General features: G+C 61.1%; 14 protein-coding genes, 1 tRNA gene and 1 riboswitch. Of the genes, 6 read left to right on the top strand and 9 right to left on the bottom strand.

The genetic code is table 11. The features are described from left to right. Positions 1 to 21: 21 nt before the first annotated feature. Positions 22 to 109, bottom strand: a riboswitch (glycine riboswitch). A gap of 162 nt (positions 110 to 271) precedes the next feature. Further along, the gene (locus ACTJKM_RS12555) at positions 272 to 661 is read left to right on the top strand and encodes a hypothetical protein (protein WP_058328309.1); all 390 of its coding nucleotides are present in this window, start codon (positions 272 to 274) and stop codon (positions 659 to 661) included. A gap of 76 nt (positions 662 to 737) precedes the next feature. Continuing rightward, on the top strand, positions 738 to 1,724 hold the full coding sequence (locus ACTJKM_RS12560; protein ID WP_058328231.1) for a DUF1775 domain-containing protein: 987 nt from the start codon (positions 738 to 740) through the stop codon (positions 1,722 to 1,724). Between the two features lie 18 nt (positions 1,725 to 1,742). On the opposite strand, the gene ACTJKM_RS12565 is transcribed toward ACTJKM_RS12560, so the two are convergent. After that, positions 1,743 to 2,099 (bottom strand): hypothetical protein, encoded by a 357-nt coding sequence (locus ACTJKM_RS12565; RefSeq protein WP_058328230.1) that lies wholly within the window; start codon positions 2,097 to 2,099, stop codon positions 1,743 to 1,745. A gap of 209 nt (positions 2,100 to 2,308) precedes the next feature. Here ACTJKM_RS12565 and ACTJKM_RS12570 point away from each other — a divergent pair, with 209 nt between their 5' ends. Next, complete coding sequence (locus ACTJKM_RS12570) at positions 2,309 to 2,770, top strand: nuclear transport factor 2 family protein (protein WP_058328229.1); 462 nt, start codon at positions 2,309 to 2,311, stop codon at positions 2,768 to 2,770. Here ACTJKM_RS12570 and ACTJKM_RS12575 read toward each other — a convergent pair. Next, a complete protein-coding gene (locus ACTJKM_RS12575; protein ID WP_058328228.1) occupies positions 2,734 to 3,048 on the bottom strand; it encodes a chaperone modulator CbpM in 315 nt (104 codons plus the stop codon). The two genes, ACTJKM_RS12570 and ACTJKM_RS12575, sit on opposite strands and share 37 nt — an antisense overlap. After that, positions 3,045 to 3,965 carry a DnaJ C-terminal domain-containing protein gene (locus ACTJKM_RS12580; protein ID WP_058328227.1) on the bottom strand — a complete coding sequence of 307 codons (921 nt, stop codon included), beginning with the start codon at positions 3,963 to 3,965 and terminating at the stop codon, positions 3,045 to 3,047. Before ACTJKM_RS12580 ends, ACTJKM_RS12575 begins: the two co-directional genes overlap by 4 nt. Positions 3,966 to 4,235: 270 nt before the next feature. On the opposite strand from ACTJKM_RS12580, the gene ACTJKM_RS12585 reads away from it, so the two are divergent. Both ACTJKM_RS12585 and ACTJKM_RS12590 read left to right on the top strand, forming a co-directional pair. Next, on the top strand, positions 4,236 to 4,478 hold the full coding sequence (locus ACTJKM_RS12585) for a hypothetical protein (protein ID WP_058328308.1): 243 nt from the start codon (positions 4,236 to 4,238) through the stop codon (positions 4,476 to 4,478). Between the two features lie 217 nt (positions 4,479 to 4,695). Then, the gene (locus ACTJKM_RS12590) at positions 4,696 to 4,821 is read left to right on the top strand and encodes a hypothetical protein (protein ID WP_255571446.1); all 126 of its coding nucleotides are present in this window, start codon (positions 4,696 to 4,698) and stop codon (positions 4,819 to 4,821) included. Between the two features lie 175 nt (positions 4,822 to 4,996). Here ACTJKM_RS12590 and ACTJKM_RS12595 read toward each other — a convergent pair whose 3' ends face one another. The 6 genes from ACTJKM_RS12595 to ACTJKM_RS12620 all read right to left on the bottom strand — a co-directional run bounded on the left by ACTJKM_RS12595 (position 4,997) and on the right by ACTJKM_RS12620 (position 15,520). Continuing rightward, positions 4,997 to 6,673, bottom strand: a complete 1,677-nt coding sequence (locus ACTJKM_RS12595) for an ABC transporter ATP-binding protein/permease (protein WP_058328226.1) — start codon at positions 6,671 to 6,673, stop codon at positions 4,997 to 4,999. A gap of 26 nt (positions 6,674 to 6,699) precedes the next feature. Further along, the gene (locus tag ACTJKM_RS12600) at positions 6,700 to 8,019 is read right to left on the bottom strand and encodes a glucoamylase family protein (protein ID WP_058328225.1); all 1,320 of its coding nucleotides are present in this window, start codon (positions 8,017 to 8,019) and stop codon (positions 6,700 to 6,702) included. A gap of 2 nt (positions 8,020 to 8,021) precedes the next feature. Next, the gene (locus ACTJKM_RS12605; RefSeq protein WP_440660410.1) at positions 8,022 to 11,873 is read right to left on the bottom strand and encodes a GH36-type glycosyl hydrolase domain-containing protein; all 3,852 of its coding nucleotides are present in this window, start codon (positions 11,871 to 11,873) and stop codon (positions 8,022 to 8,024) included. A 22-nt stretch (positions 11,874 to 11,895) separates the two neighbouring features. Next, a complete protein-coding gene (locus ACTJKM_RS12610) occupies positions 11,896 to 14,358 on the bottom strand; it encodes a phosphoketolase family protein (RefSeq protein ID WP_082663605.1) in 2,463 nt (820 codons plus the stop codon). 211 nt (positions 14,359 to 14,569) lie between these two features. Then, on the bottom strand, positions 14,570 to 15,235 hold the full coding sequence (locus tag ACTJKM_RS12615; RefSeq protein ID WP_058328223.1) for a CBS domain-containing protein: 666 nt from the start codon (positions 15,233 to 15,235) through the stop codon (positions 14,570 to 14,572). Positions 15,236 to 15,444: 209 nt separating this feature from the next. Further along, positions 15,445 to 15,520: transfer RNA gene (locus ACTJKM_RS12620), tRNA-Ala, on the bottom strand. Positions 15,521 to 15,983: 463 nt separating this feature from the next. On the opposite strand from ACTJKM_RS12620, the gene adhP reads away from it, so the two are divergent. After that, positions 15,984 to 17,009, top strand: coding sequence for an alcohol dehydrogenase AdhP (gene adhP, locus ACTJKM_RS12625; protein WP_058328222.1), 1,026 nt, complete (start codon positions 15,984 to 15,986; stop codon positions 17,007 to 17,009). Positions 17,010 to 17,076: the final 67 nt, after the last annotated feature.

Raw genomic sequence — 17,076 nt, forward strand, 5'->3', positions numbered from 1 at the left:
GCTTCTCTCCAGAGTCCTACCGGCACCTTGCTGGTCCTTTGGCCTGAGAGTTTCCGGGGCGGTTGCTCCTTCGGCACCGGTTTGAACCGGCTTCTCCCAACAAGATCGTCTCCAGATAACGGCGAAGGCGGGAGCTTGGCAAGAGGGCGGTGTCGCGGTGAAACACATTTTTGTCGCACGACCAAAAGACGCAGCCACGGCGGGTGCGGCAATTCTGTCTTTGCATTCTTCTCCGGTTGAGGATAACCCAAGCGAAATACCGGGGATGACCATGACAGGGCGCGAAGGCAAATTCGGGATAGCAGTGCGGCTGATCGCCGTATTCGCGCTCGTGTTTCTGACCTTTGCCCACAAGCCGCTCATCGCCAAGACGCTGACGCCGGCCGAGATCGCCGCCTATCAGCTGCCTGACGGTTCGATCGCCGAAATCTGCTTCGGCATGGACGGCGTCGACCACCAAAGCGGCAAGGGCCAATCGATGGCCCCGGTCTGCGAAGCCTGCCGGCTCTCAGGTTCGATCCTCCTGCCAGTTCCGCCGACCGAGAGCGTTCGCGCCGATGCCGGCGAATGGCAGCTATCGCCGGATCTCGCTGACAACGCCACGCCCCATCAGCATCTGCGCCTGCTGCCGCCTTCGCGCGGGCCGCCGACACGCTCGTAATCCTCCTCTCGCAGTCCCATTACAATTCGCCGCGTTCAAGCGGCTTGGACCACCCCCGTGGTCAGGAGATTACGACATGAACACGACCAGACTGGCTTCGCTTTCGCTCGGCCTTACCCTTGCCGCAAGCGGCATTGCCCACGCGCACGCCACGTTCGAAAACGACAAGGCGCCGGTGGAGAGCACCTTCAAGGCGGTGCTGCAGGTGCCACACGGCTGCGACGGCAAGCCGACGACGGAAGTGCAGATCAAGCTGCCCGAAGGCTTCGTCTTCGCCAAACCGCAGCCGAAGCCCGGTTGGGAGCTCGAGGTGATCAAGGGCGATTACCAGAAAACCTACGACAATCATGGCGAGAAAGTCTCGTCCGGCCCGGTGGAAATCCGCTGGAAGGGCGGCAACCTCTCGGACGACTACTACGACACCTTTGTCGTGCGCGGCAAACTCTCAGGCTTCGACAAGGAAACCGTGCTTGCCTTCCCGACCACGCAGCTTTGCGGAACCGAAGGCAAGGTCGTCTGGGATCAGGTTGCTGCCGAAGGCCAGAACGCGCATGACCTGAAGAGCCCGGCGCCGACAGTGACGGTAACGATGGCCTACGCTGCCGATCCTCATGCCGGCCATGGCGGGCATATGGCTGCTGCCGACGGGGCGGCGAAACTTGGCGACCTCGAGATATCAGGCGGCTCGGTCAAAGCCATGCTGCCGGGCGCCAAGGTCGGTGGTGGCTTCCTGACGATCAGGAATGGCGGGGCAGGCGAGGATCGGCTCGTGGCCGTCGAAAGCCCCGCGGCTGCTCGCGTCGAAATTCATGAAATGAAGATGGAAAACGACGTGATGAAGATGCGCAAGCTCGATGACGGCGTTGGCGTACCGGCCGGTGAAACGGTCGAGCTCAAGGCCGGCGGCCTGCATCTGATGTTCATGGACGTGAAGACGCCGTTCAAGGAAGGTGAAGCCGTTCCCGTCACGCTCGTCTTCGAAAAGGCTGGCAAGGTCGATGCGACGTTCCCGGTGGGCTCGGCCAAGGGCGGCGCGGCGGCCGGCGGACACAAGCATCACTGATTGAGAGATTGCGACGCCTCAGGCGGCGTCGCTTTCATCCTCTTGGCCGGCCGGTTCATCCTGCCGGTCTTCGTTTTCGCGGCTCTCGGCTCCGTCGTCGTCATCGCGCATGAATTCGAGATAGCGGCGCAGCGCTTCGGCTTCCGAGCGTTCCGGCAACCGGCCATCGGCGCTCATGAGCATGAAGGAGAGGGGCAGGGCGCCCTTGGTCTTTGGGATCGAGACCGGCGTCAGCGTGGGCTCCTCGGCGCGCCGGATCGAAAGCAGCGTGATCGCTTCGTCGGTCGGACCGTCACCCCGCACGCGTGCAGACGGCTTCAGCGCTTCCGCTGCATAGGCCGCTGTCGTCGCGGATACTGTGACGACCTGTGTCACGTCTTTCCTGCCTTCCCGTCGTTCAATCCTTTCTTGTCGCTCAACTCCACTTGCAGGCGTGTAAAAACCGGCACCTGCCTTTTAATAAAATCCTAACGACGGCCAGATTCGTGGCAGTTGCGGTGAACGAATCCCGAAGCGCGAACCTGTACTTGCGATATCACTAAAGTTCGCGCACACTCGCCCAGATAGAAACGGGGAGGCTTCAAATGACCGAGCGAAGCGTGTTGGAAACCAGGATTCGGGCCCTCTACCTTGCCCGCAACGTCAACGACCTCGACACCATGATGGCGCAACTCGATCCGGACTTCAGCTTCCGCATCGTCGGAAACGGCAGGCTCGGCACGATGGCGCTCGGGGTCAACACGCCGGAAACGGTGCGCAGCAGTTTCCAGGCCCTCGTTGAGAACTGGGACCTGAGCGAGATGGAGATGGTTGGCGCTTACGCTGACGGCGATACTATCGTCGTCCACCGCGCCGGCGTCGTTTGCTTCATTCCATCGCAAATCCGTCAACGGACCGAAATCATCGACAAGTTCACGTTCCGTGACGGGCGGATCGTCGATCTGACGGAGTTCGTCGACACCTTGTTCGTCGCCGAAACGATCGGGCTACTGGACGCGCGGGACGGCGACTATTCGCTCTCAACTCTGGACAGGATGAGCCTTTGAACTTCCGGCTCCTGGGCTCGGATGGCGTTCATCAACACGGCGAGGCGGCCACGCAGGCCGTGGATCTGGTCGAGCAGTCGCATGGCGACATCAACGCCGTCGTCGTTGACGCCCATTGGACCTGTCAGATCCTGGATCAGACGGGCGCGGGCAAGATCAGCGTCTTCGAAAAGCCAGCCTGCTTCCGCCTCGCGCGGCATCAGCCAACGCTGTTCGATCCAGATGCGCAAGACCTTCACCTCGATGTCGAGGTGTTCGCAGAATTCGCGGTCGTTCATGCTTGCCCTCCCATGCCTTTGCGCGGGTCTTCCGCCTTTCCGTCTGCCCAGCTTTCAACGAAGGCGGATAGCGCCGGATCGGGGGTCTGCGGCAGCACGATCTTCAGGCTGACATAGGCATCGCCATGGCCGCCGCCGGACTTGTGCAGGCCCTTGCCCTTCAAACGCAATGTCTTGCCGGTGTTGGAGTGCGGCGGGATCGTGACATTGACCGCCCCGTCGATCGTCGGAACCCGGATCTTGCCGCCGAGCACCGCTTCACTCAGTGAGATCGGCACCTCGTAGCGAACGTCGTCACCATCGGTTGCAAAAAGAGGATGCGGCCTGACGCGGATATCGATCAGCGCGTCGCCGGCCGGCGCACCGTTGAACCCGGGTTCGCCCTTGCCACGCAGCCGCAGCGTCTGGCCGTCGCGCGTGCCGGGCGGGATGGTGAGATCAAGCGCCGGTCCGCCGCCCGGCAGGCTGATCTCGGTCTTGGTGCCGTTGGCCGCGTCGAGAAAGCCGATCTCCATGGAAAAGTGCTGATCACGGCCGCGCTGGCGTTGCTGCTGGCCGCCGCTGCGACGGGAAAAGAAACTCGAGAATATATCGTCCGCATCCGCGAAATCCGAAAAGCCATGTGCGCTCTCGTAGCGTCCCGCCGTATCTCCAGACGAGGCATAGTCGCGGTAGTAGTGGCGGGGTGCAGTCTCCGCACCCGTCTCGTCAATTTCGCCGCGATCGTATTTGCCGCGTTTCTCCTCGTCACTGAGGAGGGCGTAGGCCGCCGAAACAGCCTTGAAGCGGTCCTCCGCTCCTTTGTCTCCCGGGTTAAGATCCGGGTGCAATTTCTTGGCGAGCTTGCGATAGGCGCTCTGGATGTCCTTTTGTGTCGCTTCGCGGCTGACGCCGAGCGTTTCGTATGGGCTCGTCATGCGGTCTCCCTCAGGCGGCATCGATTGAGGTCGCATCGCCGACGCTCTGCGTGCGTTGCGATCATGCGTCTTCAATCACTCGCCTAAGAGCATAGGGCGGATTTTCGCGCGCGACAGGGGCGGCGCACCATGCGTGACGCATTGTCGCCGGCGCGGCCGGTTGCGGCTCTGCACCTTCGACCATTTCGCGAATTCGCGATCTCTGATACAATCAACGCCGGGAAGTTTTCTTTGGAGTGCAACGTTGCCTCGAAGCTCGGGGAGGTCGAAATGTCCGTCCGCCTGCAACTCGCCATCATGGTCGGCCTGATGATCAATGCCATCCTGTTCGGAATCGGCATCGTAACGGTTTTGTCGATCCCGGTTCTCGCCGACAACGCGAAGTATTCGATCCCGGCCCTGGTCGTCGCCTGTTTTGTCACGACGCCGTTCGTCGCCTGGATCATGGCGCCACGGCTTCGCCTCAGATACTGGCAGGAGCGGGAGCAGGGGAACAAGCAGCAGCCGATCTAGCCCGCGCGCTCATCGATCATTGACCAAGATTTACACAAATTCATGGAGATTCTGGATGCGCGAGCGGCCAAGTGGTCGCCGGTACAAATTACATCTTCAACGATCAAGCGTTTTGCTATACCACCGACTAGATGCTGCCTGTCCCGTACGCTAATCCTTATATACCCACTAGTCTCAAGGACATAGCCGCTGTTAAGGCCCGAAAGGAACCGACTTCATGAGAACGATCGTATTGCTGTTCGCACTCGTCACTCTGGCCGCCTGCTCGCAGACCGGCGGCGGTGGCACGCACTATGTTGGCGGTGACGGCGATTACTACCAGGGCATCGTCGCCCCCCGGTAACAGCGGTCGTTTTCCATGGATCACTTGGCTGCCGCGAGCGCGCCTTCGCCAGAGGGAAAAGGCTCGGCTAGTCTGGTGGGCCAGCGGCCGTCGGGCCCAAAGTGACAGGCTTTGGCCGCCCCCGCATCGCGCTTGATGTCGTCCCGAGCAAGGAGTGCGGTGCGAGGCGAAGCGGTCATGCTCGGCGATGGGTCCATGTCCAACGGCCATCCTCCTGACAATCCAGCACGGCTTCGTAGAGATGACGCGCGTCGCCTTCTTCGCCATTGTTGATGCAGGTAATCGCGTTCTTGGAGAGCAGGTTCAGCACCTTCCGAAACGTTTCATGACCGAGGGTTGCTTCAAGCCGGTCAAGAAAGACATATCGCGGTCTGGCGAGAAGCACCTTGGCGACAGCCAAGAGCTGTTGCTCACCCAGGGACATCTCCCGGTCCTGTTCCTTCTCCAGCCCGAGCGCGTCGTGAACGAGGCCGTCGAGACCAACGCTGCGCACGACCTCGAGCATTTGACTGTCGGAGGCATCGCCCGGGTTATCCGGAGGCAGAAGAATTTGCCGAAGCGACCCCGGCGGCAGATAGGGGCGCTGCGGAAGAAACATCAGGTCGTTCGGGCGCAGGATCCGCCCGGCGCCGGCGGTCGGAATTCCGGCGGTTGCCCTGAAGAGCGCTGCACCCGCAGCCCCATGCGATCCCGATATCAACACCGGTGTTCCCGGCGGGATCGTTACCGACAGATCATGTAGCAATGCGTGGCCGCCAGCCGAGCCCAACGTCACGTGGTCGAAGGCCAAATTGCCATCTTGCTTGACCAGTTCGATGCCGGTCCCACCACCCCTTGTTCGGCTCTTTTCAATGGCTTCGAGCAGGGAACTCAGCCGGGAAACCACTGCGGCGAAATTTGAGATCGAATTGAATTGCCGAACGATCAAGGAGAACGCGCCCACGAGCATGGCAAAGGCCGCGCCGGATTGCGTGATCACTCCGAATTCGATTTCCCCCCGCATGAAAGCCGGAGCAATGATCAAGTCCGGGATGATCTGAATCATCCAATTGTAGCCGCTCGTAAAATAGGCCAAGTTCCGGTTGACCGCGGTAATGGTGAGGATGTTGGCGATCAGATCATCGAGGCGCTGCATCAATCGCGTTTTTTGCTGGCCTTCAACGCTGGCCACCATCACCGATTCAGCGTTTTCGCGCACATGCATGAGGCTGGACCTGAAGCTCGCTTCCTTGTCGAGTCGCTCATAGTTCAGGCCGATGAGAGGGCGCCCCAAAACGATCGTCATGTAGGAGCCGCAAGCCGCATAGAGCACGGCTACGACAAACAGCAGGGGACTTATGGACCAAAGCACGCCTGAGAACGTCACCACCGTCAGTGTACTGCTGAACAACATGATGATGTAGGAGAGGGTGGTAACCGTGAATGCCTGGATGTCTTCGGATATCCGCTGGTCCGGGTGGCTCAGCGTCCCTGAGACCTCCAGGCGATAATAGGCCTCATTCTCCAGATAGAGATCGACGGCGCGTCTCGTCAGGAACCCGCGCCAAAGCAGCGCCAGCCGTTCTTCGACAAAGCGTGCGATGACGCCGACAACGGTAAGGACGGCAAAGACGCAGATGTAAAAGACCGCTTGCCGAACGAACTCATCCATCTGGCGCTCGGCGATCGCAGTCATGAAATTGCGGCCGACGTAATTGTTCACCACGTTGAGGCCATTCAAGCCGAAGAGCAGAGCCATGAGCCCGGCAAACATCCACCTGGCCCTGCCGCCGACTTCGGATGCCAGGAAAAATCGGACAGCTCTTGCGAAACGAAATGCGGTCGTTCTGATCGGTACTGGCTGGCTGTCCATCTGAGTACCTTTTGTTGGTTTGGCCCTCAGAGCCAGCCGCCGGAAAAACCTGCTCGCCTCAAACCCACCACCACGGGCGCGCACCGGCGCATGATGTTCCACAGCAAGCCTGTTCGGTAGTTCTCGATCATCAGGACGACCGGGCCCTGGTCGATGCCGAAGTGGTAGGGGCTGACCCACCAACCGGCTTCGGTTCCTTCCACCGGAAAGCTTCGGTTGAACGATGGCTTGAAGCCGTAAAGCCTGGTCATGCCGAGCTTCATGCGGGCGCAGTTCCAGATTGTCGGGATGACGATCTCCGGCGCGAACGGCAGCGAGGCGACGACGGCCCAGGGCGACACGGTTCCGTCATCCGGGCCGAAGGGCGCGCCGCGGGCGAGATAATCGAAAAACTCCCTTTCGCTGCCGTTCACGGTACGCTTGGTCCAACCCGGCCCGTCGCTCGCCGTGAAGCCCCAGCAATGCTCGCCGTAGCCGACGAAATTCTGCGGATTGCGGATGGCATATTCCTGCTGGACGAATGTCGCGTGCCGGCTGTTCTGGAAATAGTCGCTGTTGTGCTCGCGCATGAACTCGTCACGGATCCCACGGAAATCGATCCACATATGCGAGAGCTGGTGGGTGAAGAGAGGGCCCGAATAGAGCAGCTCGCGACCATAAAGGTTCCGCCAGTCGTAGCTTTCGGTATAGGCGGCATAGGCTTCCGCCGGCAGCGGATGGGTCGGCGAGCCGAGACCGAGTATGTAGAGAAGCAGGCCCTCGTCGTAGCCGCGCCAGCGATAGGGAATGAAGCCGTTCTCCGGACGCCAGCCATGGGTCAGCGTAAGTCCGTGATCGCAGGCCCAGTTCCAGTCGGCACGCTCATAGAGCGCATTTGCCGACCGGCGAATTTCGATTTCATCCGGCGTATCGCCATCAAAATAGGCGGCCACCGTCAGTGCACCAGCGAAAAGGAAGGCGGAGTCGATCGTCGACAATTCGCATTCCCAAACGCGTCTGCCGGTCTCAATGTCCAGGAAGTGATAGAAGAAGCCCTTGTAGCCGGAAGCATCCGGCTCCGGCCCTTGCGGGCATTGCAGGAGAAACTGCAGCCGTCGACGCGCGATCTTTGCGGCGAACTTGCGAATGACAATGCCCCGCTCGATAAGCACGGGGATCGTCGCCAGCGCCATGCCGATCGCCGCAATACTTGCGGGTGCATCTTCCTGTGTCTTGTCGCGCACGAGGCCGTTGTCGGGATTGGTGCAATGCAGATAGTACAGCAGCGTCGTGAACTGCAGCCGGGCAAGATCCTGCTCGGTCGGCATCCGGTTCAATTCGGGGTCTGTCGACAACAATCCCGGCATGGCTAGGCCACCACGAGGCGGACGTCGTGATCTCGTCCGTCGTCCACGAGTGGAACACTTCGGTCAGCGACCTTCCTGCCATCAAGGCTCAGCGAATAGTGCTTCTGTCCTCGTTTGGAATCTCGGCTCACCTTGATACGGTATGTTGATCTCCCATACCGAAAATCAACATCGTATGTCGACCACCCGGTGGGAATGCACGGCTCGACAAAAAGCCGGGGCCCCTGACGGCGAATGCCGAGAATGGCCTCAAGACCAACGCGGTACAGCCAGCCCGCCGATCCCGTATACCAGGTCCAGCCACCGCGGCCGGTGTGAGGAGCGGCGCCATAGACGTCGGCGCTGACAACATATGGCTCGACCATGTAGCGGTCGGTGTCTTTGGGTGACAGGGCATGGTTGATGGGATTGAGCATGCTCCAGAGCTGAAACGCCCGATCGCCATCCCCCAGCAATGCTGTCGCCAGCGCCACCCACGTGGCCGCGTGGGTGTACTGGCCGCCATTCTCCCGAATTCCGGGCACATAGCCCTTTATGTAGCCGGGCTGCAGCGCGCCCTTGTCGAACGGCGGATCGAAAAGCTGTATCAAGCCGCTGTCGGTACGAACGAGCCGCTCCCAAACCGCGCGCATTGCCTGCGCGGCGCGCTCGGCATCTGCAGCACCCGAGATAACTGCCCAGGCCTGCGGGATCGCGTCGATCTGACACTCGTCGTTCGACTGGGACCCGAGGGGAGTGCCATCGTCGAAGTAGGCACGGCGATACCAGGCGCCATCCCAGGCGTGGGTCTCCAGGGATATGCGCAGGGTCTCGGCGCGCTCCTTGCACCATTTGGCCCGTTCGTCATCTGCCATCGCCGATGCGATGGCGGCAAAGGATCCAAGGACGGTCAGAAAGAACCATCCGTTCCATACGCTCTCGCCTTTGCCTTCCGCGCCGACCCGGTTCATGCCGTCGTTCCAATCGCCCGTTCCCATAAGCGGAAGCCCGTGGCTGCCTAGCCGCAAACCTCGGTCAAGTGCCCGACAGCAGTGCTCATAGACGGTCCCGCTCTCCTGGCTGGCCGGAGGCACCTCGTAGCGCTCCTCCTCCTCGTCCTCTAGAGGCGGCGAGACGATGAAAGGAACCTGTTCGCTGAGGAGCCCGTAGTCTCCGGAGACCGATACATAGTGATGGACGACGTAGGGCAGAAAGTAGAGGTCATCCGTCATGCGTGTGCGCACGCCGGCACCCGATGGCGGATGCCACCAATGTTGAACGTCTCCCTCGGCAAACTGGCGCGAGGCAGCGCGAAGGATGTGCGTTCGCGCTTCATCGTGCGCGCAATGGACGAGGGCTGCGACGTCCTGGAGCTGGTCGCGAAATCCATAGGCGCCGCCGGATTGGTAGAACCCTGTTCGCGCCCAGATACGGCAAGCCAACACCTGATAGAGCAACCAGCGGTTCATCATGAGGTTGAAGGCCGTATCTGGCGTTCGGACCGTGACGGCGTTCAGCAGATGATCCCACTGTTGTGAAACGGCTGCCAGCGCGTTCCTGGCGCCCCTCGGTTCGGCATGTTCGCGGACGAGCCTGCGCATTTCCTCGCGGCTTTCGGCCTGCCCGAGCACGAATACCAGCTCGACGGTCACCGCCGGCGGGATTGAAACGCTGACCATGAGGGCTGCGCAGGGGTCGAGCAGAGAACCGGTTTGTCCCCCGAGATCGAAGCCTTCCAATCCCACCGGCTGAGCGATGGAACCGTTTCTGCCGAGGAACGCGCGCCGATCGCATGTGAACGATCGGACAGGCGCGCTTGAGGCGGCGAATGCGAGCGTTCCGGAAAAATCCCCTTCCCAGACGTTCCGGGCAACGATAGCACCGATCTCGCTGTCAAATTCGCATTCGACCCGGGAGCATGCGCTTTCGCGCAGCGTGCCGAGGACCCATTCAACGAAGTAGGTGGCGGTAAGGCGGCGAAGTCGTTTTCCGTCGTTGCGAATAGCAAGGCGGACAACCTTGATCGCTCCCGAGGCCGGCACGTGGACAGTCATTTCATGATGCAATGGTCCGCGACTGCTTTCGTAGCACGTGTAACCTTGACCATGCTTCGTCCTCGTCGTCGATGTCTGGCCGAGAGGCAAAGGCGTCGGCGTCCATAGCTCCGCCGTCTGCTCATCGCGCAAGTAGATAACTTCACTCGGCGGGTCCGAGACCGGGTCGTTAGACCAGGGCGTGAGCCTGTTCAGTTGGCTGTTGCCCGCCCAAGTGTACCCAAGACCGCTGTCGCTCGTCAGGCAGCCAAACGCGCTATTGGCAAGGACGTTACACCACGGCGTTGGCGTCGCATCCGCTCCGATCACATATTCGCGCCCGTCTTTGGTAAACCCTCCACGGCCATTCCAAAAAAGCAGGCCATCTCGTGGGGCCTCGTGACGCCTTTCGTGCGCGGCGGAAACATTCGTCCTGGTCTCCCTCAGCGTCGGAAAAGTGGTGGCCGATCTCGCCGAAAGTTGAGCTGAAAGGGATCCTTGACTGCAGCAAAGGACGAGGCGCGCGGCGGCCGTGATCGCATTTTCTGCACTGGCCGAAACACCGGCCCTCGGTGGGAAATGAACACCCCCGGCTTTGCCGAGGGTTTGCTCCACATGGACCGTCGCCTTGGCGCTCAACTGCAAGCTTTCGCTCGCTTCCTCTTCATCAAGGACCGCGAGATCGAAGGGAAATCCGCGACTGGCAAGGAATGCGTGGGCATTGATGACATTGTCGACGAGAGCGTCCTCGTCGGTTTTGTCGATACGCAGCAGGAGAATTGGGATGGCTCCCGATAGTCCCGCCGATCCCAAGTCGTCGCGGTTCAGCCGCCTCGTGTCGGGCGCGCTGCCTTCCCTTAAGCCGGCAACAGAAAATGCCAGATGTGCTACGAGCCGATTGTAGACGGCCAACTCTTGAGGAGAGGGTGACTGGGGCGGGCCTTCATTGTTTTTCTCGGCGTCCACCAACGCTTGACGCGCGGCGTCGATATTGGCGAAGCGTCTTGCTATTGCGGCAGCGTCTACATCACTATCGGCTGAGCCCGTTACGAATGCGATCAGTTCCATTCCGGAGGGTTCCAGATCGACTGTCCGGCGCAGGCTGAAGATAGGGTCGAGCACGGGGCCCGTCGTCCCTGATAAACGGCTCCCCGGCACCAGGGCGTCAGGGTTTGAGGCCGTCCGCCGCCGGCCAAGAAATCTGTAGCGGTCCGTTTCATATTCCACCACATGGCCCTGGCGGCTTGACGCAGACACGTGTACCGCCCAGACGGGGCGCTCCGATGCACTGCGCGGCCGGCGCCGTGCGAACAAAGCGGTTGTTTCGGTATCGAACCAGGTTTCGATGAAAAGCTTGGCAAATGCCGGATGTGCGCTATCGGCGCTTCGACCATTCAGGCAGACTTCGGAATAGCTTGTCAGCTCAAGCTTTCTCGCTTTCTCACCCTTATTGCAGAGTTTCAGCAAACGCACCTCGGCATCGCAATCCAGTGCGACCGCCACGTCCCATCGAAGATCGATGTCTCCGAGCAAACAGCGATACTCGGCACGATCACCGTGAAACGTGTGTTCGTAGATCGCATCCGGATGGCAGATCGGCTGCCGGCCAATCGTCCAGACCTCGCCGCTCTCAAGGTCGCGGATGTAGCAGAACTGGCCCCAGCAATCGCGTGTGCCGTCCTCACGCCAACGCGTGATGTCGAGGCCGCGCCAGGTTTCATACCCGGCACCGGCCTCGGTCAGAAGCACGTTGTAGTGCCCATTCGAAAGCAGGATCGTGTCAGGAGGCACGCCTGCCGGACGTGTCGCACTGACGTCAACCTTGCCAGCTGGCCGGACCATCAGACCGATCCTTCATTGCGGGCTACACATTGTCACCCTCAGTCGACGTCCTGGGCTTCGCCTGTTGCGCACCCGGAACGCCCCATTTCCAACCGCTGATCGACGGCATGTCGTCACCATGCTTCTCGATATATTCGCGATGCTCGATCAGCTTGGCTTGAATTGCCTGCTTGAAATAGGCGGCGCGCGCCCCGAGCTGGGGCAGGCGGTCGATGACATCGCCGGCGAGATGGAACCGATCGAGCTCGTTGAGCACCACCATGTCGAACGGCGTCGTCGTCGTACCTTCCTCCTTGTAGCCACGAACATGCAGGTTGCCGTGGTTGGTGCGGCGGTAGGTGAGGCGATGGATCAGCCACGGATAGCCGTGGAAGGCGAAGATGATCGGCTTGTCCCTGGTGAAGATACCATCGAAGTCACGGTCCGTGAGGCCGTGGGGGTGCTCCTCCGCCGGTTGCAGTTTCATCAGGTTGACGACATTGACGACCCGCACCTTCACTTCCGGAAGATGCTCGCGCAGCAATTGCACCGCGGCCAGCGTTTCGAGCGTCGGAACGTCGCCGCAGCAGGCCATGACGACATCCGGTTCGCTGTCGGCATCGTTGCTCGCCCAATCCCAGATGCTGACGCCCATGCTGCAATGGCGCACCGCCTGTTCCATTGTCAGCCATTGCGGCCCGGGTTGCTTTCCGGCCACGACGACGTTGATGTAGTTGCGGCTGCGCAGGCAATGGTCGGTGACAGACAGCAGCGTGTTGGCATCCGGCGGCAGGTAGACGCGGATGACGTCAGCCTTCTTGTTGACGACGTGATCGATGAAGCCGGGATCCTGATGGCTGAAGCCGTTGTGGTCCTGCCGCCAGACATGGGAACTCAGGAAGTAGTTCAGCGACCCGACGGGCCGGCGCCAGGGAATTTCGTTGCAGACTTTCAGCCACTTGGCATGCTGGTTGAACATCGAATCGATGATGTGGATGAAGGCTTCGTAGCAGGAGAAGAAGCCGTGGCGGCCGGTCAGCAGATAGCCTTCGAGCCAGCCCTGGCACTGGTGTTCGCTGAGCACCTCCATGATGCGGCCGTCCGGTGAGAGGTGGTCGTCCTCCGGATAGATTTCGGCCATGTAGCAGCGATTGGTGACCTCCAGCACGTCCTGCCAGCGGTTCGAGTTGTTTTCATCCGGACTGAACAGGCGGAAGTTCCTGGCGTCCATGTTGGATTTCATCACGTCGCGCAGGAACTTGCCCATGACGCGGGCCGCTTCCACATTGGTCCCGCCGGGACGGGGAACCTCGACGGCATAGTCGCGGAAGGCCGGCATCTTCAGATCGCGCAGCAACAGGCCGCCATTGGCGTGCGGATTGTCGCTCATGCGGCGATGTCCCGTTGGCGCAAGTGCTGCGATCTCCGGCTTCAGCCGGCCTTGATCGCTGAAAAGCTCCTCGGGGCGATAGCTCTTCATCCATTGCTCGAGGATGCGGATGTGCTCGGGCTTGTCCATCTCGCCCATCGGCACCTGATGCGCCCGCCAGTAGCCCTCGCATTTCTTGCCATCGATCTCCGGGGGGCAGGTCCAGCCCTTCGGCGTGCGGAAGACGATCATCGGCCATGCCGGCCGCTTCAGATTGCCCCTCACGCGGGCATCGTCCCAGATCTGCCGGATCTCGGCCATCGCCGTATCCAGCACAGCGGCGAGTTGCTGATGCACGCTTGCCGGATCATGCCCTTCGACGAAGTAGGGCTTGTAGCCCATGCCCTCGAAGAACTTCTGCAACTCGTCGCGCGGAATGCGGGCGAGGAAGCACGGATTGGCAATCTTGTAGCCGTTCAGGTGCAGGATCGGCAGCACGCAGCCGTCGCGGGCAGGGTTCAGGAACTTGTTGCTCTGCCAGCCTGTCGCAAGCGGCCCGGTCTCGGCCTCACCGTCGCCGACCACGCAGGCGACGACGAGGTCCGGGTTATCGAAGGCGGCACCGTAGGCATGGCTCAACGCGTAACCGAGTTCGCCGCCCTCATGGATGCTGCCGGGCGTTTCCGGCGCCACATGGCTCGGGATGCCACCTGGAAAGCTGAACTGCTTGAAGAGCCGCTGCATGCCCTCGGCATCTTCACCGATGTTCGGATAGAACTCGGTGTAGGTCCCTTCGAGATAGGCATGCGCCACCAGCGACGGCCCGCCGTGCCCCGGCCCGATGATATAGATCATGTTGAGGTCGTCGCGCTTGATCACGCGGTTGAGATGCACATAGAGCATGTTGAGGCCGGGCGACGTGCCCCAGTGGCCGAGCAGGCGCGGCTTGATGTGTTCGCGTTTCAGCGGCTCGCGCAGGAGCGGATTGTCGAGCAGATAGATCTGGCCGACAGAAAGGTAGTTCGAGGCGCGCCAATAGGCGTCCATCAGGCGGAGTTCGTCTGCCGACAATGGCGTTGTTGAATGCGAGCTCCCGGATGCCGTCTCTTTCATCGATACCGTTTCAGGCGAAACCATCTGAACCTCCCGATCATTAGGACATTGCCTGGATTTCTCCGACTTGCAGTCGTGCAAGCCACTGCAGTCTCTTGAATTCGCTACGGTCGTTGCTGTTTGCCGGCGACGGGCAGAATGATGGAACACCTGTCTTCGGACGACAGCGGCTGGGATCGTCTTGCCAACTCGGTGTCGCGAACACCTGCGTGTCGCGGCACAATTAAAAGGGGCGCTATTGCGGATATGGTTCCGAGAAGTGCTCGACCACGCCCCGAACGCCACGGACATTTTCGGCCACGATCCGTGCGGCCCTCCGGCACTCGGCCGTCTCCACGTTGCCCCAGAGATGAACGATGCCATCGGTCACTGCGACCTTCACATCCAGACCTTCGAGGCCGGTGTTCTCGCCGAGGCGCACGAGAATGCTGCGCCGGATCGCTTCATCACCCGCGGCCGTCTCGTCCTGCTTTGCCGACAAAACCGCCTGCAACAGATCGGCGCGGCTGACGATGCCGACCAGAACGCCGTTCCTGAGAACGGGAAGGCGCTTGATGCCACGTTCCTGCATCAGCGCCGCCACCCGCGAGAGCGGCGCATCCTCGTCGATGGTAACGGGATCGGCTGTCATGGCGTCGCCCACCCTCCAGGAGGATCGGCGTATATAGGCGTGGGCCCTGTCATCGGCCGCAAGCGTCACGTCCGCCAGCGGTCCGCCGCCACCGAGTTCCGTCCGCCGGATCAAGTCGCCCTCGCTGATCAGCCCAATGAGACGGCCTTCATCGTCAACGACCGGAAGGCCGCTGACGTGGCTGTCGAACATGATCCGGGCTGCCTGTCTGACGCTGTTGTCAGGCGAAAGCCTGACGATCTTTGTCGTCATCACATCTTTGACGCGCATGTCGATCCAACTCCGAAAAGGACCTTGGTACCGTCATTAGCGGGCGTAAGGTAAACCTATCGCGGCGGTTCGACAACCTGTTCGTGGGGGAGATGTTCGAGTTGGGCGCTGGCGCTGGCAGAACCCATGCTGCAGCTTCTAGTCGAGCGCAAACACTCGTGCACAGCCCGATTGGATTTAACTAGCTCTCGACGCGCGCGGTTGTGTTCTGGTGGAGCCGAAGGGAGTCGAACCCTCGACCTCCGCAGTGCGATTGCGGCGCTCTCCCAACTGAGCTACGGCCCCATAACATCCAGTCAACACGACACGTGCCGAGCATGTCAATACACTTGAGACGACGCGCCTGGTTGGACATCATTGCGCGAAGCGACGCGCTCGATCGGTTCGTCGGGCGATCCGTTTCAAAACCGTTTCTTCGAAGTAGCGGGCAGACGCGCCATTGCCGCCCGGGGTCTTCATCGACGCGCGCCGCTGTATGTTACAGTAGGTCACGCCCCCAAGCGCGGGGAGCCATTGTCGAACTATGCTCGCGGGTTTACGCTGATGCGTAACGAAAGCACCGCCCGAACCTCGCTGAAATTCTGGCGGTGCGTGTCAACGATGAGATGACGCCCGAATCCCGGCCGCGAACGTCCATGGCGCCCGGATGAATGTGGAATTCTTCTGTATCCGACATGGGCGCCTGCCGGCTCCGCACTTCCCTTAATGGGCCTCTCAGTGGGCCCGGCGATTTGGAGGAGGATTAGCAATGGCCCAGACGATGAAGGCCGCCGTCGTTCGGCAGTTCCGCACGCCCCTTGTGATCGAGGAGGTGGCGGTGCCGACGCCGCAACCTGGGCAGATCCTCGTCAAATATGAAGCAACGGGCGTCTGCCACACCGACCTCCATGCAGCAAATGGAGACTGGCCGGTAAAGCCTAGCCCGCCGTTTATTCCGGGACACGAGGGCGTCGGCTATGTCTCGGCAGTGGGTGCTGGTGTCAAGAGAGTGAAAGAGGGGGACAGGGTCGGCGTTCCCTGGCTTCACAGCGCATGTGGTTACTGCCCGCATTGCCGTACCGGTTGGGAGACACTCTGCGCATCACAGTCGAACACCGGATATTCCGTCGACGGAACATTTGCCGAGTATGGACTGGCGGATCCCGACTTCGTCGGCAGCCTGCCCACCGGGCTGGACTTCGGCCCTGCTGCGCCGGTTCTTTGCGCCGGCGTGACCGTTTACAAGGGATTGAAGGAAACGGAAGTACGGCCCGGCGAATGGGTCGCCGTCTCCGGCATCGGTGGCCTTGGCCACATGGCTGTGCAGTACGCAAAGGCGATGGGCATGCATGTCGTCGCCGCGGACATCTTCGACGACAAGCTGGCACTTGCAAAGCAGCTAGGCGCCGACATTACAGTCAACGGCAAGGCGAAGGATGCCGTAGAGCAGGTAATCAAGGCGACCGGCGGCGTGCATGGGGCGCTCGTAACTGCGGTTTCACCTGCTGCAATGGAACAGGCGTTCGGATTCCTGCGATCGCGGGGCACGATGGCGCTCGTCGGCCTTCCCCCTGGGATGATCTCCGTGCCGGTCTTTGAAACGGTGCTCAAGCGCATAACGCTGCGCGGATCGATCGTCGGCACCCGCCAGGATCTGGAGGAATCGCTGCAGTTTGCCGCTGAAGGCAAGGTCGCGCCGCATTTCTCATGGGACAGCCTCGAGAACATCAATGAGATCTTCCACCGGATGGAGGCCGGCAAGATCGACGGGCGCATCGTCATGAGCCTGCAGTAGCTGGCCCAGCCGTGCCCGTCCGGTCGAGAGGCCCCGCTTCGTTTCCGCCAAAGGAACGGTGCCGCAT

Origin of the sequence: Ensifer sp. 22460 (genome assembly GCF_052044935.1) — a bacterium.
Classification (GTDB): Bacteria; Pseudomonadota; Alphaproteobacteria; order Rhizobiales; family Rhizobiaceae; genus Ensifer.